Annotated in this window: 26 protein-coding genes and 7 tRNA genes; 15 read left to right on the forward strand and 18 right to left on the reverse strand. The window is 68.1% G+C overall.

Going from position 1 to position 26,500, the window contains the following annotated elements; genetic code table 11:
• Window positions 1-212: 212 nt before the first annotated feature.
• The 6 genes from CGUA_RS07395 to CGUA_RS07420 all read right to left on the reverse strand — a co-directional run bounded on the left by CGUA_RS07395 (window position 213) and on the right by CGUA_RS07420 (window position 807).
• Window positions 213-285, reverse strand: a tRNA-Gly gene (locus CGUA_RS07395).
• Window positions 286-304: 19 nt separating this feature from the next.
• Window positions 305-379: transfer RNA gene (locus tag CGUA_RS07400), tRNA-Val, on the reverse strand.
• A 15-nt stretch (window positions 380-394) separates the two neighbouring features.
• Window positions 395-465 (reverse strand) — tRNA-Cys (locus CGUA_RS07405).
• Window positions 466-519: 54 nt separating this feature from the next.
• Window positions 520-592, reverse strand: a tRNA-Gly gene (locus tag CGUA_RS07410).
• Between the two features lie 22 nt (window positions 593-614).
• Window positions 615-686, reverse strand: a tRNA-Val gene (locus CGUA_RS07415).
• Window positions 687-734: 48 nt separating this feature from the next.
• Window positions 735-807, reverse strand: a tRNA-Gly gene (locus tag CGUA_RS07420).
• Between the two features lie 276 nt (window positions 808-1,083).
• On the opposite strand from CGUA_RS07420, the gene CGUA_RS07425 reads away from it, so the two are divergent.
• From CGUA_RS07425 to msrB, 4 genes are all read left to right on the forward strand, one after another.
• A tRNA-Val gene (locus CGUA_RS07425) sits at window positions 1,084-1,158 on the forward strand.
• Between the two features lie 148 nt (window positions 1,159-1,306).
• Window positions 1,307-1,978 carry a dihydrofolate reductase family protein gene (locus CGUA_RS07430; protein WP_290194264.1) on the forward strand — a complete coding sequence of 224 codons (672 nt, stop codon included), beginning with the start codon at window positions 1,307-1,309 and terminating at the stop codon, window positions 1,976-1,978.
• Window positions 1,979-2,016: 38 nt separating this feature from the next.
• Window positions 2,017-3,276, forward strand: a complete 1,260-nt coding sequence (locus CGUA_RS07435; RefSeq protein ID WP_290194265.1) for a glycosyltransferase family 87 protein — start codon at window positions 2,017-2,019, stop codon at window positions 3,274-3,276.
• Window positions 3,269-3,679, forward strand: coding sequence for a peptide-methionine (R)-S-oxide reductase MsrB (msrB, locus tag CGUA_RS07440; protein ID WP_290194267.1), 411 nt, complete (start codon window positions 3,269-3,271; stop codon window positions 3,677-3,679). Before CGUA_RS07435 ends, msrB begins: the two co-directional genes overlap by 8 nt.
• Window positions 3,680-3,761: 82 nt before the next feature.
• Here the strand turns inward: msrB and hemQ are convergent, their stop codons facing one another.
• A complete protein-coding gene (gene hemQ / locus CGUA_RS07445) occupies window positions 3,762-4,469 on the reverse strand; it encodes a hydrogen peroxide-dependent heme synthase (RefSeq protein WP_290194269.1) in 708 nt (235 codons plus the stop codon).
• Between the two features lie 169 nt (window positions 4,470-4,638).
• Between hemQ and CGUA_RS07450 the strand changes: the two genes are divergently transcribed.
• Window positions 4,639-5,235 (forward strand): DUF3000 domain-containing protein, encoded by a 597-nt coding sequence (locus tag CGUA_RS07450; RefSeq protein WP_290198342.1) that lies wholly within the window; start codon window positions 4,639-4,641, stop codon window positions 5,233-5,235.
• On the forward strand, window positions 5,228-6,415 hold the full coding sequence (locus CGUA_RS07455) for an HRDC domain-containing protein (protein ID WP_290194270.1): 1,188 nt from the start codon (window positions 5,228-5,230) through the stop codon (window positions 6,413-6,415). Before CGUA_RS07450 ends, CGUA_RS07455 begins: the two co-directional genes overlap by 8 nt.
• 6 nt (window positions 6,416-6,421) lie before the next feature.
• On the opposite strand, the gene dxs is transcribed toward CGUA_RS07455, so the two are convergent.
• The 5 genes from dxs to dut form a co-directional block, all read right to left on the reverse strand.
• Window positions 6,422-8,326, reverse strand: a complete 1,905-nt coding sequence (gene dxs / locus CGUA_RS07460; protein ID WP_290194272.1) for a 1-deoxy-D-xylulose-5-phosphate synthase — start codon at window positions 8,324-8,326, stop codon at window positions 6,422-6,424.
• A 133-nt stretch (window positions 8,327-8,459) separates the two neighbouring features.
• Window positions 8,460-9,698, reverse strand: coding sequence for a class I SAM-dependent RNA methyltransferase (locus tag CGUA_RS07465; protein ID WP_290194274.1), 1,239 nt, complete (start codon window positions 9,696-9,698; stop codon window positions 8,460-8,462).
• Entirely contained in the window at window positions 9,679-10,428 is a 750-nt protein-coding gene (locus CGUA_RS07470; RefSeq protein WP_290194276.1) for a DUF3159 domain-containing protein, read from the reverse strand. Before CGUA_RS07470 ends, CGUA_RS07465 begins: the two co-directional genes overlap by 20 nt.
• Before the next feature lie 7 nt (window positions 10,429-10,435).
• Window positions 10,436-11,332, reverse strand: a complete 897-nt coding sequence (locus tag CGUA_RS07475) for a DUF3710 domain-containing protein (RefSeq protein WP_290194279.1) — start codon at window positions 11,330-11,332, stop codon at window positions 10,436-10,438.
• A 22-nt stretch (window positions 11,333-11,354) separates the two neighbouring features.
• Entirely contained in the window at window positions 11,355-11,795 is a 441-nt protein-coding gene (gene dut, locus CGUA_RS07480; protein WP_290194281.1) for a dUTP diphosphatase, read from the reverse strand.
• A 90-nt stretch (window positions 11,796-11,885) separates the two neighbouring features.
• Here dut and CGUA_RS07485 point away from each other — a divergent pair, with 90 nt between their 5' ends.
• Window positions 11,886-12,458, forward strand: coding sequence for a DUF3093 domain-containing protein (locus CGUA_RS07485; RefSeq protein WP_374725032.1), 573 nt, complete (start codon window positions 11,886-11,888; stop codon window positions 12,456-12,458).
• Between the two features lie 103 nt (window positions 12,459-12,561).
• On the opposite strand, the gene CGUA_RS07490 is transcribed toward CGUA_RS07485, so the two are convergent.
• A complete protein-coding gene (locus CGUA_RS07490; protein WP_290194283.1) occupies window positions 12,562-12,852 on the reverse strand; it encodes a DUF4193 domain-containing protein in 291 nt (96 codons plus the stop codon).
• 155 nt (window positions 12,853-13,007) lie between these two features.
• A complete protein-coding gene (locus tag CGUA_RS07495; protein WP_290194285.1) occupies window positions 13,008-13,853 on the reverse strand; it encodes an inositol monophosphatase family protein in 846 nt (281 codons plus the stop codon).
• Between the two features lie 36 nt (window positions 13,854-13,889).
• Here CGUA_RS07495 and ppgK point away from each other — a divergent pair, with 36 nt between their 5' ends.
• Complete coding sequence (gene ppgK / locus CGUA_RS07500) at window positions 13,890-14,696, forward strand: polyphosphate--glucose phosphotransferase (protein ID WP_290194287.1); 807 nt, start codon at window positions 13,890-13,892, stop codon at window positions 14,694-14,696.
• A 262-nt stretch (window positions 14,697-14,958) separates the two neighbouring features.
• Window positions 14,959-16,398 carry an RNA polymerase sigma factor gene (locus CGUA_RS07505; RefSeq protein ID WP_290194290.1) on the forward strand — a complete coding sequence of 480 codons (1,440 nt, stop codon included), beginning with the start codon at window positions 14,959-14,961 and terminating at the stop codon, window positions 16,396-16,398.
• A gap of 36 nt (window positions 16,399-16,434) precedes the next feature.
• Here the strand turns inward: CGUA_RS07505 and CGUA_RS07510 are convergent, their stop codons facing one another.
• Genes CGUA_RS07510 through CGUA_RS07520 form a run of 3 tightly spaced genes read right to left on the reverse strand, consistent with a single transcriptional unit; the run spans window position 16,435 to window position 19,654 of the window.
• Window positions 16,435-17,628: a DUF418 domain-containing protein gene (locus CGUA_RS07510; RefSeq protein WP_290194292.1), complete on the reverse strand. Its 1,194-nt coding sequence runs from the start codon at window positions 17,626-17,628 to the stop codon at window positions 16,435-16,437.
• Window positions 17,629-17,651: 23 nt separating this feature from the next.
• On the reverse strand, window positions 17,652-19,412 hold the full coding sequence (locus CGUA_RS07515) for a DEAD/DEAH box helicase (RefSeq protein WP_290194294.1): 1,761 nt from the start codon (window positions 19,410-19,412) through the stop codon (window positions 17,652-17,654).
• Window positions 19,409-19,654 carry a DUF3039 domain-containing protein gene (locus CGUA_RS07520; RefSeq protein WP_290194297.1) on the reverse strand — a complete coding sequence of 82 codons (246 nt, stop codon included), beginning with the start codon at window positions 19,652-19,654 and terminating at the stop codon, window positions 19,409-19,411. The genes CGUA_RS07515 and CGUA_RS07520 overlap by 4 nt, the downstream gene beginning before the upstream one ends.
• 112 nt (window positions 19,655-19,766) lie before the next feature.
• Between CGUA_RS07520 and CGUA_RS07525 the strand changes: the two genes are divergently transcribed.
• The 6 genes from CGUA_RS07525 to galE all read left to right on the forward strand — a co-directional run bounded on the left by CGUA_RS07525 (window position 19,767) and on the right by galE (window position 25,227).
• A complete protein-coding gene (locus CGUA_RS07525; RefSeq protein WP_290194298.1) occupies window positions 19,767-20,246 on the forward strand; it encodes a DUF3099 domain-containing protein in 480 nt (159 codons plus the stop codon).
• Window positions 20,218-21,747, forward strand: coding sequence for a DUF7782 domain-containing protein (locus CGUA_RS07530; RefSeq protein ID WP_374725033.1), 1,530 nt, complete (start codon window positions 20,218-20,220; stop codon window positions 21,745-21,747). The genes CGUA_RS07525 and CGUA_RS07530 overlap by 29 nt, the downstream gene beginning before the upstream one ends.
• Window positions 21,747-22,184 (forward strand): D-aminoacyl-tRNA deacylase, encoded by a 438-nt coding sequence (dtd, locus tag CGUA_RS07535; protein ID WP_290194303.1) that lies wholly within the window; start codon window positions 21,747-21,749, stop codon window positions 22,182-22,184. The genes CGUA_RS07530 and dtd overlap by 1 nt, the downstream gene beginning before the upstream one ends.
• Before the next feature lie 117 nt (window positions 22,185-22,301).
• On the forward strand, window positions 22,302-23,309 hold the full coding sequence (locus CGUA_RS07540) for a sigma-70 family RNA polymerase sigma factor (RefSeq protein ID WP_290194305.1): 1,008 nt from the start codon (window positions 22,302-22,304) through the stop codon (window positions 23,307-23,309).
• A gap of 190 nt (window positions 23,310-23,499) precedes the next feature.
• Window positions 23,500-24,189: a metal-dependent transcriptional regulator gene (locus CGUA_RS07545; RefSeq protein ID WP_290194307.1), complete on the forward strand. Its 690-nt coding sequence runs from the start codon at window positions 23,500-23,502 to the stop codon at window positions 24,187-24,189.
• A gap of 30 nt (window positions 24,190-24,219) precedes the next feature.
• Complete coding sequence (gene galE, locus CGUA_RS07550; RefSeq protein WP_290194309.1) at window positions 24,220-25,227, forward strand: UDP-glucose 4-epimerase GalE; 1,008 nt, start codon at window positions 24,220-24,222, stop codon at window positions 25,225-25,227.
• On the opposite strand, the gene CGUA_RS07555 is transcribed toward galE, so the two are convergent.
• Window positions 25,211-26,353, reverse strand: a complete 1,143-nt coding sequence (locus CGUA_RS07555; protein WP_290194311.1) for a DUF4192 domain-containing protein — start codon at window positions 26,351-26,353, stop codon at window positions 25,211-25,213. The two genes, galE and CGUA_RS07555, sit on opposite strands and share 17 nt — an antisense overlap.
• Window positions 26,354-26,500 lie beyond the last annotated feature (147 nt).

Here is a 26,500-nt window from a genome sequence, read left to right on the forward strand (position 1 = left end):
AGCATTCGGCCCTGTAGCATTAGTCGCCTGTCACCCTACGAAAGTTCCAGACGAACCACACCATTGGATGGAATCACCCCGCACAGGGGTAGACGGTCCAGGGGCGACTCTTTCCCGTCGGCCGGTATGGCGACAGTGCCGCGCCCCACGCATCAACGTCGCACGCCGGAAACGACGAAAAACCGCCCGGCGTGAGCCGGGCGGGAAATGAGAGCGGATGACGAGACTCGAACTCGCGACCCTCACCTTGGCAAGGTGATGCGCTACCAACTGCGCTACATCCGCGTAAGCCCCGAAAGGAACTTGGTGCGCGATACAGGGATTGAACCTGTGACCCCTACCGTGTCGAGGTAGTGCTCTACCGCTGAGCTAATCGCGCAAGTATGTGGTTGAGAGGTGAGAACGGGAATCGAACCCGTGTAAACGGTTTTGCAGACCGTTGCCTAACCACTCGGCCATCCCACCGTTGAGGTTCAGCACCCTTCGGGCCCCTCAGGAGGTACTTGTTTAAGGTACCAGAGCGGATGACGAGACTCGAACTCGCGACCCTCACCTTGGCAAGGTGATGCGCTACCAACTGCGCTACATCCGCATTGTTGAGGCTTAACCCTCAGTGCGCGATACAGGGATTGAACCTGTGACCCCTACCGTGTCGAGGTAGTGCTCTACCGCTGAGCTAATCGCGCGGAACATTTCAACCGCGACCTTAACAGATCGTGACCCGGTGAAATGAGAGCGGATGACGAGACTCGAACTCGCGACCCTCACCTTGGCAAGGTGATGCGCTACCAACTGCGCTACATCCGCATTCTTTATTCTGTTGTTTCTGCTTTGCCCCGTTGCCGTGGCCAGCGAGACAAAACTTTATCCTGATCGCCGAGCCACATACAAATCGCCAGCTAAACGGTGGTTTTGGGGAGATCTCACCACCCGGTGACGAATGACAACGATGTCATTCGGCTGGTCGCGGACCTGAATCGGGGGACTAAAAGGACCGCGGCGGCGGATACCTCTTTTATACCGCGGGAGGGATGAGCGCGATTAGGAATGCCGGATGCGCCCGTGCTAACTTTGTCCGAGCAAGGTCCTATAGCTCAGTGGGAGAGCGTTCCGTTCACACCGGAAAGGTCGCTGGTTCAATCCCAGCTAGGACCACCACTTCAGGCCCGCCAGTAATGAGCGGGCCTGTTTTTCTTTGCCCCGGCAGGTGCCCGCCCGGAGCTTTTCGACGGCGTTCACCGAACTCCCGCACCCGCCGCGGTCCTGCCGGTGGGGCCGTGCCCCGCCGACCGAACAGGAGCATCACATGACCGAGCGCATCGACGTGGACGAGCTGATCGGACCGCTCGAGCCCGGGACGGTCCGCGCCATCCTGGCCACCACGCTCAACGGCTCCGCGGCCACCCCGGAAGGAACCTCTGGGGGGCTCGGCAACCGAACCGACACCGAGCTACTCCTGCGCGTGCGCGAGGTCGTCGACGTCATCATCGTCAGCGCCGGCACCGTCCGGGCGGAGGACTACGGACCGGCCCACACCGGAACTCCCATCGCGGTCGTCTCCCGCAGTCTCGACTTCGACACGTCGACGCGTTTCTTCAGCGGAGCCGGCCCCATCGTCCTCACTCCGCAGACGTGCGTCGACGACCCGGCGCTGGCGAGCAGACGTGAAGAACTTGCCGACGCCGGAGCGCGGCTGCTCAGTTCAGGTGACGGCTCCCCCGCCGCGATGCTCGAGGCGCTGCGCACGATCGGTCTCGAAGACGTCAGCCTCGAGGGCGGCCCGAGCCTCTATGAAGCGTTCCTCAGCGCCGGACTCATCGACGTCTGGCACGTCACCGTGGACCCCAGCGTCGTCGTCCCCGTTGAAACCCCCGTCCTGGCGAACACCGACGCGGCGGCGGCCCGCCACCGGCTCATCCTCGAAAGCGTGCGCGGCACCGACGACGGCTGCCTCTTCCTGCGCTACCGGCGCGCTTGAGGCCGGTCCCCGGCGGGCGTCGGCTAGCGTTGGTCAGCGTGTCCAACGTCTTGAGCCAGCTTGTCGCCACGCCCCCGCAGCACCTTCGGCCCGACGCCGCCCGCATCGCCACCGTCGCGCTGTGGCCGATCGCGGTCATGGTGGTCCTGCACAGTGTCCTCGTCCTCGCCTTCAACGGTTCGGTCACCGACGACTTCACCACCGTCTACTCCGCCATCCGGCGCATGCTCGGCGGGGTGCCCGTCTACAACGAGAACTACGCGACCGTCGACCCGCATTACCTCTACAACCCGGGGGCGACCCTGCTGCTCGCGCCGATGGGGTTGTCAGGCGACCGTGAGCTCTCCCGGGCGGTCTTCATCGTGCTCAACGCCGCGGCCATCATCGCCGCGCTGGCCGTTCTCGTGCGGCTGGTCGGCCACCGGCTCACCTCCTGGCTGTTCCCCGGGGCCGTCACCGTAGCCTTTCTCACCGAGAGCGTGCGCAACACCCTCATCTTCTCGAACATCAACGGCATCCTCCTGCTGGCGCTGTCCGGGTTCCTCTGGCTTCTGCTGCGCGGACACCGCTGGTGGGCGGGGCTCGTGCTGGGGCTCGCGATCGTCGTCAAGCCCATGTTCGCACCCCTGCTGCTGTTGCCGCTGATGAAATTCGACTGGCGCACCATCCTCGGCGGCGTCGCCGTACCGGTACTGGCCAACGTCATCGCCTGGCCGCTGGTGCCCGGAGCCGGCGACTACCTCACCCGCGTGGTGCCCTACCTCGGTGAGACCCGCGACTACGCCAACTCCTCGCTGGCCGGCTTCGCCGTCTACTTCGACATGCCCGGCTGGCTGGAGGCCGTACTGTGGCTGACGCTCGGGGTCTTCGTCGCCGTCGGGCTGGCGGCGCTGTTCTTCTACCGGGACTCCGCGCCCCTCTTCTGGGCCACGACCACCACCGGACTGCTGCTGACGGGCGTGTTCGTCATGAGTTCGCTGGGCCAGCAGTATTACTCGATGATGCTCTTCCCGATGATCCTCACCGTCGCCACCCGCCTCTCCGTCTTCCACGTGTGGCCGGCCTGGCTGGCGGCGTTCCTCTTCCTCTGGCCCGGTGACTGGCACTCTGTCCACGCCCCCGATGCGGGCCGGTGGGCCAGCTACTTCACCGCGACCGCCGGCTGGTCGATGCTCGTCGTCGTCATCGCCGTCACCGCAGTCGTCTACCTGCGCCGCGACCGGAATATTTTAACGTCCGCTACGGTTGCAGCACAGGAACCAGTGGCAGCAAATGGGAATGGAGAGACACATGTCTGAGATCGACTTCAAGAACCTCCCCGATCAGGAGTGGCGTCAGCGACTGAGCCCGGAGGAGTACTTCGTCCTTCGCCAGGCCGGCACCGAACCGCCGCACGTCGGCGAGTACACCGACACCACCACCGAGGGGGTCTACGCCTGCCGCGCCTGCGGGGCGGAGATCTTCCGCTCCACCGAGAAATTCGAGTCGCACTGCGGCTGGCCGTCCTTCTTCGACCCGGCCGCGACCGACGCCGTCTACGAGAAGGTCGACACCTCCCACGGCATGGTGCGCCGCGAAGTGCTGTGCGCCAACTGCGACTCCCACCTGGGCCACGTCTTCGAAGGCGAGGGCTACAACACCCCCACCGATCTTCGCTACTGCATCAACTCACTCAGCATGACCCTCAAGCCGGCCGAGTAACACCCCCGGCCGACCCGTGGGCGCCCGCACCCTCCCCCGGGGGTGCGGGCGCCCCGCTTTCCGGGTACCCCGGGTCCGTCTGTTACGGGAGGGCGTTGATGGCGTCACCGACGTCGGCGACGCGGCGGCCGGAGATGAACGGGGTCTCCTCGCGCACGTGCAGGCGGGCCTCGGTGTAGCGCATCTTGTGCATCAGGTCGACGATGCGTCCGAGTTCGTCGGCCTCGAAGGACAGCATCCACTCGTAGTCGCCGAGCGCGAAGGCTGCGACGGTGTTGGCACGGATGTCGGCGAACTCGGCGGCGGCCATGCCGTGGTCGCGCAGCATCGTGGAGCGCTCCTCCGGGTCGAGGATGTACCACTCGTAGGAACGGACGAAGGGGTAGACCGTGATCCAGTCCTTCGCCTCCTCGCCCATGATGAAGGACGGCAGGTGACGCTTGTTGAACTCGGACGGGCGGTGCACGCCGTTGCCCAGCCAGGAGATCTCCAGGGACTGACCGAAGGTGGTGCGGCGGAAGCCGTTGAGCGCGTCCTGGATCTGGTCGAACTCCTCGGCGTGCCACCAGATCATGAAATCGGCGTCGGCGCGGGAGCCGGAGACGTTGTAGATGCCGCGGACTTCGACGAGGCCGGCGTCGGCGAGCTTCTGGAAGTAGGCGCGCGCCTCCTCGACGACGTCGGTGCGGTCGTTGGCCAGTGCGCCGGGCACGGACTGGAAGACGGCGTACTGGAGGTAGCGCTGGACCTTGTTCAGCTTCTCGTAATCGATCTCGGTGTTGTCCGACACTGCGGTTCCCTTCTTTGACGATCAGTGACGAAGTCCATCATAAGTTGGATCTATCCCCGATGGCCATCAGTCGGGGGCACGGCGTGGCAACCACGCTGCACGCGCGCTGATCGTTAGCTTGGATTCCGTGATCAACTCCGATTCCCGCCCCACCCCCGTCGACGCTGAAATCGACGCAACCTCGCAGGGCAACACGACACCACCCGAGTTCACTGCCGCGGTGGAATCCATGCACGCGGCCCGTCTCCGCGGCGAGTTGACTCTCGGGACCATCCGTTCCCCGCAGAAGCTGGCGCCGTTCAGCCATGCCATCGGCCTGGAGGTCGACCGCGGGGACAACGACACCGAGGATCTCGAGAGCGTGCCGGTCGACGCCGCCGGCGACGCTTTCGGCCGGCTCATTCTGCTGCACGACCCCGGCGCCGAGGACGCCTGGGACGGCTCCATGCGTCTGGTGGCCTACATCCAGGCGGACATGGACGACGAGGTGGCCAATGATCCGCTGCTGCCGGACGTGGCCTGGCAGTGGCTGACCGAGGGCCTAGACGAGGCCGACGGTTACACCAACCTCGGCGGCACCGTCACGGCGACGGCCAGCGTGCGTTTCGGCGAGATCGGTGGCCCACCGCGTTCCTACCAGCTGGAGATGCGCGCGTCCTGGACCGCCGAGGGCACGGACCTCACCTCCCATGTCGAGGCTTTCGCAGCCGTCCTGGCCAATGTCGCCGGCCTGCCGCCGGAGGGCGTGACCTCCATCGGTGGTTAGGCTCAACTCACCGCGCGGGGGCCTGCCTGAACTCGCGGACACCCCCGACGCCATCCGTTTTGCCGCCGACCGCCTGGCCCGTGGCCTGGGGCCCGTCGCCGTCGACACCGAGCGCGCCTCCGGCTTCCGCTACGACGACCGCGCCTTCCTGCTGCAGATCCGGCGCGCCCGCTCAGGCACCGTGTTGATCGACCCCGAGGGCCACCGCGAGCTGATCACCGAGGTCCTGGCCCCCGTCCTCAACCCCGAGACCTGGGTGCTGCACGCCGCCGCCAGTGACCTGCCCTCCCTGGCGATGCTCGGCCTGCACCCGGCGGGACTCTTCGACACGGAGCTGGCGGGTCGCCTGGCCGGGGTCGAGAAGGTTAATTTGGCGGCCATGATTGAGGAGGTCTTCGGCTACGAACTGGCCAAAGGCCACGGCGCCGAGGACTGGTCCACCCGCCCTCTGCCCACCCCCTGGCTCGCCTACGCCGCCCTCGACGTCGAGCTGCTGTTGGAGCTCGCCGAAGCAATGGCCGAGATCCTCGACTCCCAGAACAAGCTAGGCATCGCGCACGAGGAGTTCGAGCACCTCGTCGAGACCCACCGCCAGCCCCCCGGCCCCCAGCACTGGCGCGACCTCAAGGGCGTGGGGATTCTTCGCCGGCCGGAGCAGCTGGCCGTCGCGAAGCATCTCTTCCGGGTACGAGACGCCCGCGCCCGCGAGAGCGACACCGCCGTCGGACGCATCCTGCCCAACAAGGTGCTGGTCGAGATCGCGCGCGCCCTGCCGCCCACCGCGTCGGACCTGGCGCGGGTCCGCGGCGTTCCGCGCCGGGCCGCCGGCTTCTGGTTCAGCGAGCTTGTCGACGCCCGCAACTCCGACCCCGCGACCTGGCCGCGACGTTCCGAGCGGGCCGAGATCGCCCCGCACAAGAGCACATGGCAGTCAAACTATCCGGAGAGCTGGGACGCCTACCAGCTGGTGCGCGCGGAGGTCGCGGAGCTGGCCATGGACATCGACATTCCGCTCGAGAACGTGCTCAAGCCCGCGCTGCTGCGTGACGCGGTGTGGATGCTCACCGAAGAGGCGGCGTTGAGCAGCATCGACGCGGTCGGCCACTATCTCGCCGACCGCGGAGCCCGCGAGTGGCAGATCGCCGCCACCGCGCCGATCATCTGGCGGCTGGGCGCCTAGCCTCTTTTAGTCCTCTTCCCCGAATAGCGTCTCCAGCCAGCCAAGGACCGACCCGGCGACGCCGTCGACGTCGAGGCCGGCCTCGGCCAGGACCTGGCCGCGGGAGGCGTGCTTCGGGAAGACCTGCGGGAAGGCCAGCTGACGCTGCGGGGTGTCGACCTCCGCCGCGGAACAGGCCAGCGCGACGAGACTGCCCACGCCGCCGACGAGCATGCCGTCCTCGAGCGTGACGACCAGGTCGTGGTCATCCGCCAGGGCGACGAGGGACTGCGGGACGGGGACGACCCAGCGCGGGTCGGCGACGGTGACGCCGACGCCCTCCGCCGCCAGCCGCCCCGCCGCGGCCAGGGCGGTCTCGGCCATGGCGCCGATGGCGACGATGAGGACGCTGACCCCCTCCTGCTCGTCATCGGAATCGGAGTAGCGGAGCACGTCGACGCCATCACTCATCCGGGTCTGCGCCTCGATCGGCTCGGGCAGACCGCCCTTCGGGAAGCGGACGAGGGTTGGCCCGTCGTCGACCGACAGGGCTTCCCGGAACTGGGCCGTCAGCTCCACCCCGTCGCGCGGCGCCGAGATGCGGATGCCCGGGATGACCGAGGCCAGGGACATGTCCCAGACGCCGTTGTGGGAGGCGCCGTCGGTGCCGGTGACGCCCGCACGGTCAAGGACCAGCGTGACCGGCAACTTCAGCAGCGCCACATCCATCAGCAGCTGGTCGAAGGCGCGGTTGAGGAAGGTCGAGTAGATGGCGACCACCGGGTGGTAGCCGCCCAGCGCCAGCCCGGCCGCGGAGGTCACGGCATGCGCCTCGGCGATCCCGACGTCGTAGAAGCGCTCGGGGTACTCGTCGGCGAAGGCCTGTAGTCCGGTCGGGCCGGCCATCGCTGCGGTGATGGCGACGATGTCCTCGCGCTCCGCGGCGGCGTCGAGAAGCTCGCGGGAGAAGACGCTGGTCCAGCCCGGGGCTGACGTCGAGGTCGGCGCACCGGTGACGGGATCGATGACGCCGGTCGAGTGCATCTGATCGCGGACGTCATTGACCGCCGGAGCGAAGCCGTGGCCCTTCTCCGTGACGACATGCACCAGCATCGGGCCCTCGTACTCGCGGGCGTAGCTCAGCGCGTGCTCCAGCGCGCGGGTGTTGTGGCCGTTGACCGGGCCGACGTACTTCATGCCGAGGTCGGAGAAGAGCTCCGTCGGCAGCACCTGGGACTTGACGCCCTCCTTGAAGGCGGCCAGCGCCTCGTAGGCCCGGTCCCCGATCCAGCCCATCTGGCGCAGGCGCTTCTTCGAGTGCTCCATGAGCTCGTCGTAGCCGTGATGCGCGCGGATGGCGGAGAGGTTCTGGGCGAAGCCGCCGATGGTCGGCGAATAGGAGCGTCCGTTGTCGTTGACGACGACGACCACGTTGCGGTCGCCCTCGGCGATGTTGTTGAGCGCCTCCCAGCACATGCCGCCGGTCAGGGCGCCGTCGCCGACGACGGCGACGACGTTGCGCTCGGGCGTGCCCGAGAGCTCGAAGGCCTTGGACAGACCGTCGGCGTAGGACAGGGCCGCCGACGCGTGGGAGGACTCGGTCCAGTCATGCTCGGATTCGGCGCGGTCGGTGTATCCCGACAGACCGCCCTTCTGCCGCAGGGAGTCGAAGGCGTCGGCCCGTCCGGTGAGCATCTTGTGCACGTAGGACTGGTGGGAGGTGTCGAAGATGACCGGCTCCTCCGGCGAATTGAACACGCGGTGGAGCATGATCGTCAGTTCGACGACGCCGAGGTTGGGACCGAGATGGCCACCGGTGGCGGACACCTTCTGGACCAGCAGTTCACGAATTTCCTCGGCCAGCTCGCCGAGGGCGTCCTCCGGCAGCGCCTTCAGGTCCGCCGGTCCGGACACACCACTGAGAATTCCCATCGGTGGCTATCTCACTTCCTTCACCTTGCCAGGCGACCTGTCGACGGCCGCCTCGATCCCGTCCGCCCCATGTCGGGGTGGAAATCACGTGCGGCCGGGGCCGTTGATTTCTGTCCACCGTACCCGTGGTCGGTTAGTTGTCGGCAATCTTCTTGTTCAGGCGCGCCATGACCTCAAAGTGGTGCGTACCGGGGAAGGCGTTGATGACCGCGAGATCGGTGATCCCGTACCCGGCCTCATCCCAGGCGGCGACGTCCCGGCTGAAAGTCGCCGGATCGCAGCCGACGTGAATGACCGTGACGGGCTGCGCGCGGGCGCTGAGCTCAATGACCTTCTTGCCCGCGCCGGTGCGCGGCGGATCCAGGACGATGACGTCCGGGGCCGGCAGGTTGCCGACCGCCTGGTCGACGCGCTTGTTGACGCGCACGACGTCGTAGCCCTTCAGCCCGGCCTGCTCCGAGGCGGTGGCGGCCGCGGAGTAGTCGACGGAGACGATCTGGCTCTTCTCCCCCAGGCTGTCGCCCAGCGCCGGAACAAAGAGACCGACGCCGCCGTAGAGGTCCCACGCCACCGGGCGCCGGGTCTCCACCGCGGACACCCATTCGCGAACCAGGCCGGTGTAGAGGTCCGGGGCGGCGGTGTGCGCCTGCCAGAAGGCGGTCGGCGGGAAGCGGAACTCGACGCCGTCGGCCCGTTCCACGACCTCCCCGTCACCCTCGATGACCTCGGTGTAGTCCTCGACGCGCTCGCCGCGCGGGGCCTTGCGGGTCTCCACGATGTGGCGGTTGCCCTCGGAATCCAGCACGGCGATGACCTCCGCGCCCGGGGTGAAGGTGCGTGCCCCCTCCCCGACGACGCCGGCCGCGAGCGCGGGCGCGACCTGGGTGCACGCGACGTCGGTGACCAGCTCATGGGAACCGAGCATGCGGGTGCCGGCGCGACCCTGACCGTCGACGCCGAGACGCACACGTGTGCGCCAACCGCGGTGCGGGGTCAGGTCGATGAGGCGGGCGTCGGGAAGCTTCTCGACGTCGATGACCCGGCGGAGCTGGCCCAGCAGGATGTCGTGCTTGAGCTCAACCTCGCGGCCGTAGTCGATGTCGCCGAAGTCGCAGCAGCCGGCGCCCCGCGCGGCGGCCGGGCAGGACTGCTCACCGTGGTACTCCCCGGCGGTGACGATGCGGGTGGCATCGGCGCGGCCGAATCGCTTCTTGACCTCGGTGACGGTCGCCTCGACGACGTCGCCGGGGTAGGCGCCGCGGACGAAGACCACGCGGCCGTCAGGGCCGGTGGCGATGCCCTCACCGCCGTGGGCCATCCGGGTGATCGTCAGGGTCGGGGTTTGGCCGACCTCAAGGGTGGTGTCGCTCATGCGGTGTTTCCTTTGTTTCTGCTTCTGATTCTGCTTCAGTTTGTGCTGCTGCGGGGTGGTCGGCGTCGTCCCCGACCACCAGAGTGGTCGGCACGAGACCTGCCGTCTCCGCCTCCTCGACCGCGGCGTTGGCGCGGCGGACCATCCAGACGGTCAACAGCAGTACGACACCGGTCAGCGGCCACCCCATGAGGATACGGGCAACGGCCAGCGCATTGGTCGCGTCGGAGTTGTAGAAGGCGTTCTGGACCAAGAAGCGGGAGATGAAGACGGTGGCCCACCCCAGCGTCGCCCAGGCGAAGGAGCGACGGGCCTTGACCACCCGACGCCAGACCATGTCCTCGCCGTTGAGGCCCTTCCAGATCACCCCAACGATCGGCCAGCGCACCAGCACCGACCCGATCGCCACCACCGCCAGCACCAGCGAGGCCCAGATGCCGTAGAGGAAATAGCCCTTGGCGTCGCCGACGAACCAGGCGATCGCCGCACCGAAGAGCACGCCGACCAGGGCGTTGACCGCCGGCTGCAGCGACTCCCGGCGGAAAGCGCGCCACAGGAAGATCAGGAAGGCGACGCCGAGGGCTGCTCCCAGGGCCCAGCCCAGCCCCAGGTAGTTGTTGACGGGAACCAGGACGAGAACGGGCAGGGTCGAGGCGATCAGCCCGGTGACGCCGCCCATCTGCTCCAGCAGGGTGGGTTCCGTGCCGGTACTTTCGGATGTGGAGGTCATCGCCGGGTTACTTCTGCTCCGTGTCTGCGCCGGTGTCGGTGGGGCCGTCGGCGGGGTTGTTCTTGAGCTGCTTGTTGATCGCTTCGCGGAAGGCGTCCATCGCCGCGCGCGCTTCGGCCGCGGACTCGGAGTTCTGTGCGGTGGCGACGGCCTGCTGGTTCGCCTGGGCCTGCTCCTGACGACGCTTCATCTCCTCCTGCACCTGCTGCACCAGCTGCGGGGGGATCGACACCGGCAGCGAGTTGCCCGCCAGAATCGGATCCTGGCCACGATAGACGAAGGTGCGGGCGGCCAGTTCCCGGCCGATCGAGGCCAGTTCCTCGGTCTTGTCCAGCGGGGCGGTCAGGGTGAAGCGCAGCATCCACCGCGGCCCCTCGATCCCGACGATGCGGATGGCCGCCTGCGGGCCGGAGCCGACGATCTCGCGACCCCACGGCCCCTGCTCGTAATGGACGTCCGCCATTCCCTGGGAGCGCATCCCCTCGAGAACTTCGGCGGAGGCCTGCTCCCACTGGCCGGAGGCCTTCGGCGCGGCGAAGGCGACCGGGGTGATGCGGCCGGCGGTGGTGACGATGTGGATCATCTTCGGGCCCTGCTCGCCCATCTCCACCTGAACCTGGGAGCCCTTCGGCAGGGGCAGCCTCATCGAGCCGAGGTTGAGGATGCCCGTGGAGTAGTCGGTGAAGTCGAAGTCCTCGATGGCGACGTTGTCGCCGTCGAAGGGACCGGCGGTGCCGTCGACGGCGTCATGCTCGACGACGGCCCGGATGCCCTCCCCCTCGGTCGTGGCCTGCTCCTGGACCGCGTCATCGACGGGAGTGTCCTGCTGCGCTGGGGCGGCGTTGACGGATCCGTCCTCGACGACGGGTTCGTCCTTCTTCTTTCCGAATGGCCACAGTGCCATGTTCTCTCCTCCGAAGTGTCTCTCAGTTGGTGCCGGTCGAGCCGTGCCCGCCCATGCCCCGCTCAGTCTCGTCCAGGTCGGTGACTTCCTCGACCTGAGGCAGGAGCACCTCCTGGACCAGCAGCTGGGCGATGCGCATGCCACGGGTGATCTCGATGGGCTCGGCCGGATCAAGGTTGATGAGATTGACCTTAATTTCTCCACGGTACCCGGCGTCGATGGTGCCCGGGGCGTTGACGATGCTCAATCCGTTCTTGGCCGCCAGCCCCGAGCGTGGGTGCACGAGACCGACGGTGCCGACGGGCAGGGCCATCGCGACGCCCGTGGAGACGAGGGCACGCTGTCCGGGGGCGAGGGTGACGTCCTCCGCCGCGTGGAGGTCGATGCCGGCGTCATCGGGGTGGGCACGCACCGGGAGGGGCACGTCGGGGTCGAGTCGCTTGATCTTGAGAGTCTCAGTCACCCGGACCAGCCTACGCACCCGGGTGTCACCCGGGGCAGTCGGGAGGCATCGACATCGTGTCGTCCCCGTCATCCATTAGACTGAAGTGCCGTGACTGAATCATCGAGCTCCCCGTCCCGCCCCGAGTCCGCCCCGGCTTCTCATGACGGCGGTGTGACAGAGACCGCGACTGAGGTCATCTACCGCGAACGCCAGTGGGTGCCCTGGTACTGGTGGCTGCTGGCCGCCGGTGTCGTCGCACTGATTTCCGTCCAGTTGGCCAACAACCGCAACGGGTGGTGGCTGGTCGGCTCCGCCCTCGTCTTCGGCGCCCTCGCCGCGTGGCTGCTGACCCACTGGTCCAGGACCGTCCTGCGGGTCGAGCTCGACTCCGACGGCACCCGCTGGCTGGTGGCCGGCGAGGCCAACCTGCCCGCCGACGTCGTCTCCCGCTCCTTGGCCGTGCCGGCCACCGCCAAGCGCAACGCGATGGGCCGGCAGCTCGACCCGGCGGCCTTCGTCATCTCCCACGGCTGGGTGCCGGAAATGGTGATGCTGGTTCTGGACGATCCGAACGACCCCACCCCCTACTGGCTGTTGTCCTCGCGCAACCCGGAGGCACTGCTGCAGGCCTTCCTGCCCGATCAGGCCGACGCGGCCCTCAAGCACATGCCGCGGACGTAGCCAGCCCGGTCGATCGCCCGCCGATGACGCCGACGCCCCCACGGAGAACGTTCTCCGTGGGGGCGTCGGCGTGGCGCTGTCCCGGTGGTCGCGTCAAAACGCGCTAGGCGCAGTCGCGGCAGATGTCCACACCGTTCTCGGTGTAGGCGAGGTGCTTGCGGTCCTGGACGATGAAGCACTCGCCGCAGGTGAACTCCCCCTCGCGGCGCGGGACGACCTCGACGTTGAGCTCCTCGCCGGAGATGTCGACGGACGGAGGCTCGAAAGCCTCGATGATCTCGCCGTCGTCATCCATGCCGTTGCTGTTGGAGTCAGCGGCCTTCAGCGCGTCGAGGGAATCAGTCTCGAGTTCGGCTTCCGCACCGCGGCGCGGCGCATCGTAATCAGTGGCCATGGGATCCCCAGTCTTCCTAGTGGTAGTGCCTGCGTGACATTCTCCTACGCGACATCACCCGCCCAGCGAAATCTGGACCGTGTGCCTGTATTGCGACGGATGATAAACCAGACTGGACACCTTGTCATATCCCCTGGTCAAAAGGGGTTATTCAGTCAGTGCGGAAGAGTCGGCAACGGCTGGTGGACCCCGGCAGCCTCAAGCACCGGGTCAATGACGCCCCCCAACCCCGGGGCGTAGCCGACGACGGGGCGGAATTCCTGCCCCGTCACAGACAGTGGCGGGTGAGTCACCACGGCCCCCGCCTCCCGGGCGATGATCACCCCGGCGGCGTAGTCCCAGGAGTGGATTCCGTGCTCGTAATAGAGGTCGACATGGCCCGCGGCCAGGGCGCACAGGTCGAGCGCGGCCGAGCCCATGCGGCGCACGTCGCGCACCCGGGACATGAGCCTGCCCAGGATCTCGACCTGCTGCGCGCGGCGCGCCGCGGAGTAGGAGAAGCCGGTGGCCAGCAGCGTCGTTTCGACGTCGACGGTGGCGCTGGCCTGCAGTGGAACGGTCTTTTCGCCGACCGTGACGGTCGCGCCCTCCCCCTCCGCCGCCGAGAAGATGGTTCCGGTGGCCACGTTGACGACCGCGCCGGCGACGGGGCGGCCGTCGACGGCCGCCCCGACGGAGACGGCGTAATGGGGCAGTCCGTAAAGGAAGTTGACCGTGCCGTCGATGGGATCGACGATCCAGGACACCCCGCTTGTCGACGCCCCCTCGTTGCCCTCCTCCCCCACCAGCCCGTCGGCCGGACGCAGCCGTTCCAGCTCGTCGGAGATGAAGGCCTCCGCGGCGGTGTCGACCACGGTGACCGGATCGACGACGCTGGACTTGGTGCTGACATAGGCGCGCAGATCACCGAGCTCGGCCCTCCTGGCGTTGATCTTCTCGGCGGTGCGGGTCGCCAGATCGACGGCGAGGGTGCGAAGGACGGCAGGGGTGTTGTGGCTCATGCCCCTATTGTGCCCGGCTTTTGTATTGTTGTGCCCATGGCTACCCAGACCCCCAGTACTCCCACCCCGCTCACCGCAGGAACGGGCACCGCTTTCGGCGTGGACGTGGGGGGTTCCGGAATCAAGGGCGCGCTCGTTGATCTGGCGACCGGAGAGTTCATCGGCGACCGCCTCAAGATCCTCACCCCGCAGCCGGCCACGCCGGACGCGGTGGCGGCGACCGTCGTCGAACTCGTCCGCCGCTTCGACTGGGAGGGGCCGGTCGGCCTCACCCTGCCCAGCGTCATCCGGGGGCAGACCGCCTTGTCGGCGGCCAACATCGACCCGTCCTGGATCGGCACCGACATCACCGAACTTTTCCGACGGCACCTGCCGGGTCGCGAGGTCGTGGCCCTCAATGACGCCGACGCAGCCGGTCTCGCCGAGGTCGCCTACGGCGAGGAGGCCTCCCGCCACGGGTCCGTCATCTTCCTCACCTTCGGAACCGGCATCGGCTCGGCTTTCCTGCTCGACGGTCGGCTCTTCCCCAACACCGAGGTCGGGCACATGTTGGTCAACTACCAGGGGACGGTCGACGAGGCCGAACACCTGGCTTCCTCTGCCGCCAAGGACCGGGAGGAGCTGTCCTACAAGAAGTGGGCCAAGCGCGTCGACGTCGTCCTCGCCGAGTTCCAGGCGTTGTTCAACCCGCAGCTGTTCATCGTCGGCGGGGGCATTTCCCGCAATCACGACAAATGGCTGCCGCGCCTGGAGATCGCCACCCCCGTCATCCCGGCCAAGTTGCGCAACCGTGCGGGCATCGTCGGCGCGGCCATGGCCGTGACCGACCACCTCGCTCCCTAGGGCCGAGTGCGGCCCCCGGTGCTGCGTTGACGTACACTGGGAGGCCGTTCAACACAAGGGCCAGCATCACCCCTGCTGAAGTGTTCTCCGGCCGGTCGACGACGACGGCGCGGAAGCATGACTAGGGTGGATTCAGACCTTTACAACGCGGTTCGACTGCGCTAGGCGGTCGAACACAGTGCATCCGCGCACGGGTGGAACATTTTCCCCCTCCGTCCGGTTGTACCCACAGTAAGACGAGCAACTCTGCGAAAGGGCGTACGTGGCAGCCACAGATACCTCTGGCCAGGACTCAACCGGGGCCACCGCCGAGTCGGCGACCGCCGGAACTCCGGCGAAGAAGACCGCGCGTAAGGCTCCGGCGAAGAAGACCGCGAAGAAGACGGTCGCGAAAAAGACCGCCAAGAAGGTCGCCAAGCGGACCCCGGCCAAGAAGACCACCGCCGCAGCCAAGAAGACGGTCGCGAAGAAGACGGCGAAGAAAACCACCGCCAAGAAGGCTACCAGCCCGGCGACCGCCTCGGAGGCGGCTCCGCTCGAGGACGACGAGCTTGAGACCACCGGCGTCGAGATCGAGGCTGATCTGGAGGAGGACGACGAGGACTTCGATCCGGAGATCGCCGACGGCGAAGACGACTTCATCGAGGATGAGGACGTCGTCGAGGACGAGGAGGACGACGAGGACGAGGAGGAGAGCTCCTCCGTCTGGGACGAGGACGAGTCCGCGACCCTGCGCCAGGCTCGCAAGGACGCCCAGCTGACCGCCTCGGCCGACTCCGTCCGCGCCTACCTCAAGCAGATCGGCAAGGTCGCCCTCCTCAACGCCGAGGAGGAGGTGTCCCTGGCCAAGCGCATTGAGGCCGGCCTGTACGCGCAGCACCGTCTCGACGAGATGCAGAAGGCCGTGGATTCCGGCGACGCCGGCGCGAAGCTGTCCCCGACCGTCAAGCGCGATCTGCGGGCCGTCGCCCGCGACGGGCGCAAGGCGAAGAACCACCTGCTGGAAGCCAACCTCCGTCTGGTGGTCTCCCTGGCCAAGCGCTACACCGGCCGTGGCATGGCGTTCCTGGATCTCATTCAGGAGGGCAACCTCGGTCTCATCCGCGCGGTGGAGAAGTTCGACTACTCCAAGGGCTACAAGTTCTCCACCTACGCCACCTGGTGGATTCGTCAGGCCATCACCCGCGCCATGGCCGACCAGGCCCGCACCATCCGCATCCCGGTGCACATGGTCGAGGTCATCAACAAGCTCGGCCGCATCCAGCGCGAGCTGCTCCAGGACCTGGGCCGCGAGCCCACGCCGGCGGAGCTGGCCAAGGAGATGGACATCACCGAGGAGAAGGTCCTCGAGATCCAGCAGTACGCCCGTGAGCCGATCTCCCTGGATCAGACCATCGGTGACGAGGGCGACTCCCAGCTCGGCGACTTCATCGAGGACTCCGAGGCGGTCGTCGCCGTGGACGCGGTCTCCTTCACCCTCCTGCAGGATCAGCTGCAGGACGTGTTGAAGACGCTGTCCGAGCGCGAGGCCGGCGTCGTCCGCCTGCGTTTCGGCCTGACCGACGGCATGCCGCGCACCCTCGACGAGATCGGCCAGGTCTACGGGGTCACGCGTGAGCGCATCCGTCAGATCGAGTCGAAGACCATGTCCAAGCTGCGCCACCCCTCGCGCAGCCAGGTCCTGCGCGACTACCTGGATTAGCCAGGCGATGCCCTCCGGATGCTCGGAGGGCATTTCTCATTTCCCCGGTCCCCGCCGCCCGTAGGCCAGGCGTCGGTGGGCGGACTCGGCGGGGCCGGGCCTGCCGACGCGCGCCGTCAGCTGGGCCGCCAGCAGCGTCACCGCCCACACGGCCAGAGCCAGCAGCAGTAATCCGGCAGCCCCGGCCCCCTCCCCCAGTCCGAGCAGGAAGGGCATGGTCAGCGGAACAAAGAGCAGCGACTGGGTGACGTATCCGCTCATGGAGCGCTGCCCCAGCGCCTGCACCGGCGCCAGCGCCGGGGGCAGGCTCGCTCCCCGGTCAAGGCGTTCCTGCAGCCTCCGCGACGCCAGCAGGACGCCCGCGCAAATCCCGGGGCCGGTGAGATAACCCAGCATCTGATTGAGATTCATGAGGACGTCCTCCCACGCGCCCGGCAGGGCACCGATAGCGGACAGCCCCCACGGCAGACCCACGGCGAGGATGATGGCGCCGGCGACGAGCACCCAGACCGTGAGGATGCGCAGGTGTGCCATCGGGTCCCGGTGGACGCCGCGCCGCGCGGCGACGTACCCGAGGATGGCCAACGGCAGCATGCTCGTCAGCGCGATCGGCGCGGACAGGAGGTAGCCGGTCGCCCAGGCGGCGTTGTAGGAGACGTACTCCGCGTAACCGCCGAACTCGGGGACGGACAGGGCGACGTTCTCGTCACCGAGCGTGCGGGCACTGCCCAGCAGGTGGAGGGCGAAGAGGGCGCCGGCCATCCCCAGCAGCGCGCGGTCACTGAGCGTGAACGCCAGGGCCAGAACCATGCCGATGACGCCGTAGAGGATCATGATGTCGCCGAAGAAGAGCAGCAGGCAGTGCGCCAGGCCGAATACCAGCAGCGCACCGTAGCGACGGAGCAGGGAACGCCGGATCCGCCCTGCCCCGTAACCGCGGCGGGCCAGGCCGGCAGCGACAAGCCCGACTCCGAAGCCGAGCAGCGTGGTGAACATCGGCAGTCCCCGGACATGGGCGAACATGGCGGCAAGGACCACGACCACCCGGTCCGCGGCCCCGTGGACGACCCCGCCGAAGTAGGCGGCGGGCACGGAATCATCGGTGATGACCCAGGCCGTGGACACGTTCGCCCAGGCAATGCCCAGCAGGGCGATGCCACGGGCGAGGTCCGGGGCGAGAATGCGCCGGGGCTGGACGGTGTGGCGGGCCGGGCCGGGTGACTCACTCATGCTCAGACACCCTAGCGGGTGGCCTACCAGTCCCGGAGATACGCGATGCGGTCGCGCAACTGCTCCGCGGTGCACAGGGCCGTCGGCGGTCCGCCACAGGCCTTGCGGGCCTCGGTGTGCACGGCGCCGTGCGGCCGGCCGGTGCGACCGGAAACGATCGAAACGATCGTGTTGAGCTCCTTACGCAGGCGCGGGATCTCCTCACTGGCGACCTCCGCCGCCGCCTCCGCGCCCCCGCTTCCCCTGGGGGTGATGGTCGTCGGCACGCCGAGCACCTCACGCTTGTGCGCCTCCTGCGCTTCGCGTTCCTTGCGGGCCCTGTCCTGGGCCTCCCGTGCGTCGAGCTGCTCCTCCTGTCGCTTGCGCAGCAGGGCCTTGACCTGGTCGGCGTCGAGAAGCCCGGGCAGGCCCAGGTACTCCTCCTCCTCTGCGGAGCCCGTGAAGGTTCCGGTGCCGTAGTGGGAGCCGTCGTAGATCAGCGAGTCGAGTTCGGCCTCGGCGCCGAGGGCCTCATAGGAGGCCGGCTCGTCGGGCTCATTCTGCTCACGGTTGGCCTCGGCGAGCAGGTCGTCGTCCCAGCCCTCCTTAGGCCGGTCCGGCTTGCCCAGCACATGGTCGCGCTGTTTCTCCAGGTTCTCGGCCAGGCCCAGCAGGACCGGGACCGAGGGAAGGAAGACGCTCGCGGTCTCGCCCTTGCGCCGGGAGCGCACGAAACGACCGATCGCCTGGGCAAAGAACAGCGGGGTCGAGGCCGAGGTGGCGTAGACGCCGACCGACAGTCGCGGAACGTCCACGCCCTCGGACACCATGCGGACGGCGACCATCCACTCGTCGGTGGACTCGCTGAACTCGTCGATGCGCTCGGAGGAGCCCGGTTCGTCGGAGAGGATCACCGCCACCGGGGTGGACGAGATCTGACGCAGGATGCGGGCGTAGGCGCGCGCCGTCTTCGTGTCCGTCGCGATAACCAGTCCACCAGCGTCGGGCACGTTGCGCCGGATCTGCAGCAGACGCGTGTGGGCGGCCTGCAGCACGGCCGGGATCCAGTCGCCCTTGGGGTCCAGCGCGGTGCGCCAGGCGCGGGCGGTCTGCTCAGCGTTGAGCGGTTCGCCCAGCCGGGCGGAGTACTCCTCCCCGGCGGAGTCGCGCCACCGGGCCTCACCGGAGTAGGACAGGAAGACCACCGGGCGCACGACGCCGTCGGCGAGCGCACTGGAATACCCGTAGGAGTAATCCGAGCAGGAGACCAGGTGCCCCTCCCCGTCCTCCTCGTAGCGCACGAAGGGAATCGGGGAATCGTCCGAGCGGAAGGGCGTACCCGTCAGCGCGAGGCGGTGGGTGGCGTCGGCGTAGGCCTCCTTGACGCCGTCGCCCCAGCTCTTCGCGTCGCCGGCGTGGTGAATCTCGTCCAGAACGACCAGTGTGCGACGGCTGGAGGCCACCGCGTGGTGTTTGAAGGGATGCATGCCGACCTGGGCGTAGGTCACCACCACTCCGTCGTAGGCGGGGTTGACCGCCGAGGAGTTGGTGAACTCCGGGTCCAGGGAAATCCCCAACCGCGCGGCCGAGCCCGCCCACTGGTGCTTGAGGTGCTCGGTGGGTACCACGACGATGACGCGCTGGACGGTCTTGTCCGCCAGCAGCATCGAGGCCATGGTCAGGGCGAAGGTGGTCTTACCGGCGCCCGGGGTCGCCACCGCCATGAAGTCCTGCGGGCGGGTCGCGTTGAACTTGTCGAGGGCTGCCTGCTGCCAGGCGCGCAGCCCGGAACTAGGCGTCGTCACTTCTTGCGCAGCCCCCTGTAGATGCGCTCGCAGTCCGGGCACACCGGGGAGCCGGGCTTGGCCTGCTTGGTCACCGGGAAGGTCTCGCCACACAGGGCCACGACCATCTTGCCGGTCACGGCGGACTCCGTCATCTGGTTCTTCTTGACGTAATGGAAGAACTTCGGGGTGTCGTCACCGGTGCTCGTGGTCGTCCGGGTGTCGGGACGCTCGATTGTCTTGGTCGTCGTATCCGCACTCATGTTCATCCCTTCCTCTTCGACTTCAGTCCCCCATCATGCACCAGAACCCGCGCCGCCTGCGAATGAGGCAGGCAGTCACGGTTCTTCGGGGCAGGGTCTACGCTTGAGGTCGATGAGCGATCACAACCACCCCCAGGATGAGCCCGTCGAGCATATCGACGGCGAGGCGGTGGAGCGTCCCCCGAAGCGGATTCGCCCATGGGTGGGCCGCACCCCCGCCGCCCTCATCACCGATGCGACCCAGACCGTGTCCCAGCACCGTCACCAGCGGGAGGTCGTCTACACGATCCTGCAGGTGCTGCGTATTCCGCTCCTGGCGTTGGCAATGGTGATGTGGGGGGTCTACGGCCAGTGGGGGGTGGGTCTGCTGCTGCTGATGATCTCGGTGCCGCTTCCGGGACTGGCGGTGGTCTTCGCCAACGAGAAGGCCAGCAAACGTGACCGGCGTTCCCAATCGGTGTACAAACCGGGCCAGGCCCGCCTGGCGCAGCAGCGGCACCAGCAGCTCAGCGCCCCCACGCAACCGGAGCTCGAGGCCCCGGAGACGATCGACGAAGTTAAGGATGAGGATGAACGACCTGAACATCACTGAGGCGGCCCGCGCGATCGGCGTGGCTTTTCGCCGGGCAGGCTTGACGACGTCCGGCCTGGCGTCCGCCCTGGGCCCGGGGCCCCTGGCGGCCCTGCACCGCGGCGAGCCCGGCGCCGTGCGCTGGGCCCTGGGCGCCCGCACCGACGGGCAGGCCGGGCTCATCCGCGCCTTCATCCTGCGCGACCCGATCGCCCCCGCCGAACTCGACCGCCTGGTCGGCACGCCCGTCGTGGAACAGCTCACTGACGTCCTCGCGACCGAGGGCGAGCGGGTGCGTCTGCTCATCGATGTTCGTCCACACGTCATCGACGGCGTCGAGCGCCTGGTGGTCTCCGACGCCGACGCCTCCATGACCGCACATGTGCCGGGTCCCGAGCACGTCCTGGGCGTCGGGGCCGCCAGCCTCAGCCTGCTGGGTTCGACCCCGACCTCGCCGGTGGACTCCGTGCTTGATCTCGGCACCGGTTCCGGGATCCAGCTGCTCGGCCAGACCCGCGCCGCCGCCTCGTTGACGGCCATCGACGTCCATCCCCGGGCCATCGCCCTGGCGGAGGCGACGCTGGCGGCCAACGAACTTGACGGTGTGGAGCTGCTGACCGGCTCCTGGTTCGAGCCGGTGTCCGGCCGCCGCTTCGACCGCATCGTCTCCAATCCTCCGTTCGTCGTGGGGCTGCCGGAGGTCGGCCACGTCTACCGCGACTCCGGACTCAACCTCGACGGCGCCAGCGAGCTGGTCGTCTCCTCCGCGCCCGGGTACCTCGTCGAGGGTGGCACCGCGCACCTGCTGGCCGCCTGGATCCATCCGACTGACGGCTCCTGGCGCCAGCGCCTGGCGTCCTGGATCCCGGAGCGCGGGGTCGACGCGTGGATTCTCCAGCGGGACCTGGCCGATCCTCAGCTCTACGTGGGCACCTGGCTCAAGGACGAGTCCCTGGATCCGCGCTCCCTCGAATCCGCCGCGCGCGCCGAGGCCTGGCTCAACCACTTCGCCGAGCACGACGTCGCCGGCATCGGCTTCGGCTTCGTCGCACTGCGCAACATCGGCGATCGCCCCTCCGAGGTCGTCATCGAGGAAATCCCCCAGCACTTCGACGATCCGCTCGGTCCCGAGGTCGAGGAGTACTTCGCCCGGACCGCCTGGCTCCGGGACGCCGACCGCGGCCACATCGCCGACACCCGGTTCCGGCTGCGCCCCGGCGTCGCCCGGGAGGAGATCGCCGTCACCGACGAGGAGACCGGGATGGGCTTCGCCCCGGCCGCGCTGCGCCTGACCCGGACCGACGGCCCCCGCTTCACCCACGAGGTCGACGAGGCGCTGGCCGCCATCGTGGCCGGACTCCACCCGGACGGGCTGCCGTTGGCCGAGGTCGTCGGTATTTATGCGGCCGCCTGCGGACTCGACGACGACCGCGCCGAGGAACTGTTGGAGCAGGCCGTCGGCGCGGCCGTCGACCTGGTGCGCCACGGATTCCTTATCCCGGCCGAGCTGATGGAGGACTGATGAAGGCGGTGCTGATGCGGGTCACCGAGGCCACGGTGACCGTCGACGGCGAGATCGTCGGAGCGATTACGGCTCCCGTGACCGGTGGACTGCTCGCTCTGGTCGGGGTGCACCGCGAGGACACCGAGGAGGACGTGGACACGATGGTCCGCAAGATCGCGGAGCTGCGGATCCTTGACGGGGAGGTCAACGTCGTCGACGCCCGGGCGCCCGTACTGCTCGTCAGCCAGTTCACGCTCCAGGGCCGGACCGCGAAGGGACGGCGCCCCTCGTGGACCGATGCCGCGCCGGGTGAGGTCGCCCAGCCACGGTTTGAGGAGGTGGCGGCTGGACTGCGCTCCCGGGGCCTGGAGGTGGAGACCGGCCGTTTCGGCGCGCTGATGAAGGTTGCCTCGGTCAACGACGGCCCCTTCACCGTTCTGGTGGACACCCGCTGAACGCCTGCCCTACCCCCTGCGCCACCCCCGGTGCGGAACGGCTGGTAACGCTTCGGGAACTTTATCCGGGCGTCAGCCGTTGGAGGGGTTAAGACTGGACTTCAAAGGAGGCCACGGATGACATCACCATCCTCCCAGGATTTTTCCGAGAACACCCAGAACGGCGAAGAAAAGGTTGATCGCCGTTCGCGTCGCAATCAGACCAACGACAATCCGTCAGCAGACCTGGTGCGCGTGTATCTCAACGGCATCGGCCGCACGGCCCTGCTGAACGCCGAGGAGGAGGTCGATCTCGCCCAGCAGATCGAAGTCGGCCTGTATGCCCAGCACCTGCTGGACGATCCGGACGCCAAGCTGACCCGCGCCCAGAAGCGCGACTACAAGATCCTCGCCCGCCAGGGGCGCAAGGCCCGCTCCCACCTGCTGGAGGCCAACCTCCGTCTCGTGGTGTCGCTGGCCAAGCGATACACCGGCCGCGGCATGCCGTTGCTGGATCTCATCCAGGAGGGCAACCTCGGACTCATCCGCGCGATGGAGAAGTTCGACTACGCCAAGGGATTCAAGTTCTCCACCTACGCCACCTGGTGGATCCGGCAGGCCATCACCCGTGGCATGGCCGACCAGTCGCGCACCATCCGCCTCCCGGTGCACCTGGTAGAGCAGGTCAACAAGCTCTCCCGCATCAAGCGCGAGCTTTACCAGAACCTGGGCCGTGAGGCCACGAACGAGGAGCTGGCGGACGAGTCCGGCATCGAGGAATCGAAGATCGAGATGCTGCTTCGGCAGTCGCGTGACCCGGTGAGCCTGGACATGCCGGTCGGCGCGGACGAGGAAGCCCCGCTCGGGGACTTCATCGAGGACGCCGAGGCCACCGACGCCGAATCCGCGGTCGTCGCAAGTCTGCGCCACTCCGACATCCGGGACGTGATCGGCACGCTGGAACAGCGCGAACAGGACGTCATCCGGCTGCGCTATGGCCTCGACGACGGCGTCCCGCGCACCCTGGACCAGATCGGCCGCAAATTCGGGCTCTCGCGCGAGCGCGTGCGTCAGATCGAGCGGGAGGTCATGAGCAAGCTGCGCGACGGCCACCGCGCCGATCGCCTGCGCGATTACGCCCTCTAGCGGGCCCGGGCCCCATCACCCGCCGTCGACGCCGAGCGTCGCCCGGCGGGTGCATGCGTTAAGAAGCGCTTATTAAGCCTCCCCGCGATTCGGGTAGGATACCTATAGTTGTCACGACCGCGCACGGGCCCGGCCGGCCACGCGGCGGTGCCCGCCGCCGCGGGTCACCATTGGAAAGGGGAACCATCAGATGAGGGAACTCGTCGACACCACCGAGATGTATCTTCGCACCATCTACGAACTGGAAGAGGAAGGCATCACTCCCCTGCGGGCCCGTATCGCCGAGCGCCTGGAGCAGTCGGGGCCGACCGTGTCCCAGACCGTCGCCCGCATGGAGCGGGACGGTCTGCTCATCGTCCGCCCGGACCGCAGCCTGGAGATGACCGAATCCGGCCGCGAACTGGCCACCTCCGTGATGCGCAAGCACCGCCTGGCCGAGCTGCTCCTGACTGACGTTCTCAAGCTGGACATCCACCAGGTCCATGACGAGGCCTGCCGCTGGGAGCACGTCATGAGCGAGGAGGTCGAGCGCAAGGTGGTCGAGCTGCTCCCCGACGTCTCCCGCTCCCCCTTCGGCAATCCGATCCCGGGACTGAGCGAGCTGGGCGTGGAGGTCACGGAGCAACCGGACGCGGGTGTGCGCGCCATCGACCTCAAGCAGTCGACGCCGGTGCGCGCCCGGATCGTCCAGATCAACGAGATCCTGCAGGTGGACGCCGCCCAGTTTCGCGCGCTCAATGAGGTCGGTATCGTCGTCGGTGCCCAGGTCGACATCGTCAACAGGGATTTCACCGTCACGATCACCACCGAGTCTGGTGCGACGGTGGAGCTTTCCGACGACCTCGCGCACGCCGTGCGCGTCGAGAAGATCGACGCCTAGAACCCCCTTTCCCGAAGGAAGCGATTTTCTGTGAAGCTGCTGGTCACCGGCGGAGCCGGCTACGTCGGAAGTGTGTGCGCAAAGGTACTCCTCGAAGCCGGGCATTCGGTCACCGTCCTCGACAACTTGACCACCGGAAACCGCGAGGCCGTTCCGGCCGAGGCAACCTTCGTCCAGGGCGACGTGCCGGACATGGCCAGCGAAATCCTCGCCGACGGCGGCTACGACGGCGTGGTCCACTTCGCCGCCCGCTCGCTGGTCGGCGAATCCATGGAGGTGCCCGAGGAGTACTGGCGCGACAACGTCGTCGCCACCCTCGGCCTGCTCGAGGCGATGCGTCGCCACGAGGTCACCAACCTCGTGTTCTCCTCCACCGCCGCCACCTACGGCGAACCGGAGCAGGTGCCGATCACGGAGGACATGGCCACCAACCCGACCAACCCCTACGGCGCCACCAAGCTGGCGATCGATTACGCGATCACCTCCTACGCCCAGGCGCACGGCATCGGCGCGACCAGTCTGCGCTACTTCAACGTGGCCGGCGCCTACGGGGAGGTAGGCGAGAACCGCGACGTCGAGACCCACCTCATTCCACTGATCCTGCAGGTGGCTCTCGGTCACCGCGACAAGATCTTCATCTTCGGCGAGGATTGGCCCACCCCCGACGGGACCTGCGTGCGCGACTACATCCACGTCCGCGACCTCGCTCACGCCCACGAGCTCGCGCTGGAAACCAACCGGCCCGGCAGCCACCGCATCTACAACCTCGGCTCGGGCGACGGCTACTCCGTGCGCGAGGTCATCGACATGTGCCGAACCGTCACCGGCCATCCGATCCCGGCCGAGGTCGCCCCGCGCCGCGCCGGCGACCCGGCGACGCTGATCGCCTCCTCGCGCAAGATCATGGAGGAGCTCGGCTGGGACCCGCAGTACACCGATCTGGAGACCATCGTCACCGACGCGTGGGCCTTCACCTCCCAGCTCGGCGACCGGGCCCACAGCGCCCGCCGGGCCCGGACCGTCACTCCCAGCCGCTGATCGTCCCGTAGCCACAGCCGTCGCAGTCCGAGGCCACCCGCCCCGCGATCCGGCGACTCTCAACCACCGCCGACTCCGTGATCTCCGCGAGCCGACCGATCAGCGAGGCCTCCAGCAGGCACCCGGTGAGCACATGGTCGGGGAACTCCTCCATTGACGCCATGAGGGCGTGCTGGGCCATCATCGGCAGCTGTCGCCGCGCCTGCACCACGGCATAGGCGCACAGCGCATTGGCCCGGACCGTTCCGGTGAACGTCCGGGCGACGGCCAGCAGGACGGGTGCGGCGGCGGGGCCGGCCTCCACGAGGGTGTGCAGGGCCAGGTCGCGGGCCCGGACATGAGCCAGCGCGACGCCCACGGAGGCCAGAAGCTCGACGTCGCCCTCGGCGGCGTCGGTGAGCGCCGCAGGGTCGCCCACGTCATCGACCTCGCCGATGGCGTACCCGGCGTCGACGGCCAACGACAGGAGCCGGTGGTCGTCCCGGTGACAGGGCCGGGCGAGAATCGGATCGACGAGTTCCTCCACCAGTCGCTGCACCAGGGCCGTGTCGGCGTCGGAGAGGCGCCGGTTGCCCGGCCCCAGCTTCTCGACGGCCTCCGCCCGGGTCGGCTCCGGCAACGACCCGGCGCGGTGCCACGGGTCCATGGCCACAGTGGTGACGATCTCGGGGAGCTGCCCCGCCGTCCAGGGGTCGGTTTCCGCGGGTGCGGCGGGTCCGAAAACCATCGAGTAGGTCTCCCCGGCAAGGATCTCCGGGACATACCAGCACCCGGCGATCGGCAGGTCCCTGTCCCCGGAGGCGGCGTGGAGCGCCCCGGCGACGGCATCGCCGCGATCCAGGTCCCCACTGACGATGACGGCGAAGAGAAGGTCGCAGTCCAGGGGCGTTCCCGGCGCGGCGGCCATGTCGAGGAGGGCGGTGAACGCGCAGTCGTCGTCGAGGTCGACGCGCAGGACGGGTCCGAGGGCGTAGCGGCCGGAGTCGGGGTGGAGTCGGTCGAGGCCGATCATCAGCAGAGACTCCTGCGGGTAGAAGCCGAGAATGGCGGGCAGATTGGCGATGAGCGGACCGGGGTTGGCGAGGACGGCGGTGGTCTCTGTCTGGCTGGTGTCTCGGTAGGTCATGGCCGTCAGTCTCACCGGCGTCGTCGGCCCCCGCGCGGCGTGGCCCGCCCGGGGGCCAAATCCTGTGGATAACCCGGGTTGTTAAATTGAGGGTGGCCGGGCCCGGGAATTTTCTGGCCGGTCCGGCCGTTGAACCCTGTATGGGCG

Source organism: Corynebacterium guangdongense (assembly GCF_030408915.1).
Taxonomy (GTDB): Bacteria; Actinomycetota; Actinomycetes; order Mycobacteriales; family Mycobacteriaceae; genus Corynebacterium; species Corynebacterium guangdongense.

Coding starts and splice junctions, on each gene's coding strand:
- CGUA_RS07495 (WP_290194285.1), bottom strand. CDS start 13,853: ATGAGCCACAACACCCCTGCCGTCCTTCGCACCCTCGCCGTCGATCTG.
- CGUA_RS07530 (WP_374725033.1), top strand. CDS start 20,218: ATGAGGATGAACGACCTGAACATCACTGAGGCGGCCCGCGCGATCGGC.
- CGUA_RS07525 (WP_290194298.1), top strand. CDS start 19,767: ATGAGCGATCACAACCACCCCCAGGATGAGCCCGTCGAGCATATCGAC.
- CGUA_RS07475 (WP_290194279.1), bottom strand. CDS start 11,332: ATGGCACTGTGGCCATTCGGAAAGAAGAAGGACGAACCCGTCGTCGAG.
- dtd (WP_290194303.1), top strand. CDS start 21,747: ATGAAGGCGGTGCTGATGCGGGTCACCGAGGCCACGGTGACCGTCGAC.
- CGUA_RS07555 (WP_290194311.1), bottom strand. CDS start 26,353: ATGACCTACCGAGACACCAGCCAGACAGAGACCACCGCCGTCCTCGCC.
- dxs (WP_290194272.1), bottom strand. CDS start 8,326: ATGGGAATTCTCAGTGGTGTGTCCGGACCGGCGGACCTGAAGGCGCTG.
- ppgK (WP_290194287.1), top strand. CDS start 13,890: ATGGCTACCCAGACCCCCAGTACTCCCACCCCGCTCACCGCAGGAACG.
- CGUA_RS07430 (WP_290194264.1), top strand. CDS start 1,307: ATGACCGAGCGCATCGACGTGGACGAGCTGATCGGACCGCTCGAGCCC.
- CGUA_RS07465 (WP_290194274.1), bottom strand. CDS start 9,698: ATGAGCGACACCACCCTTGAGGTCGGCCAAACCCCGACCCTGACGATC.
- CGUA_RS07520 (WP_290194297.1), bottom strand. CDS start 19,654: ATGAGTGCGGATACGACGACCAAGACAATCGAGCGTCCCGACACCCGG.
- CGUA_RS07540 (WP_290194305.1), top strand. CDS start 22,302: ATGACATCACCATCCTCCCAGGATTTTTCCGAGAACACCCAGAACGGC.
- CGUA_RS07510 (WP_290194292.1), bottom strand. CDS start 17,628: ATGAGTGAGTCACCCGGCCCGGCCCGCCACACCGTCCAGCCCCGGCGC.
- msrB (WP_290194267.1), top strand. CDS start 3,269: ATGTCTGAGATCGACTTCAAGAACCTCCCCGATCAGGAGTGGCGTCAG.
- CGUA_RS07470 (WP_290194276.1), bottom strand. CDS start 10,428: ATGACCTCCACATCCGAAAGTACCGGCACGGAACCCACCCTGCTGGAG.
- CGUA_RS07545 (WP_290194307.1), top strand. CDS start 23,500: ATGAGGGAACTCGTCGACACCACCGAGATGTATCTTCGCACCATCTAC.
- CGUA_RS07490 (WP_290194283.1), bottom strand. CDS start 12,852: ATGGCCACTGATTACGATGCGCCGCGCCGCGGTGCGGAAGCCGAACTC.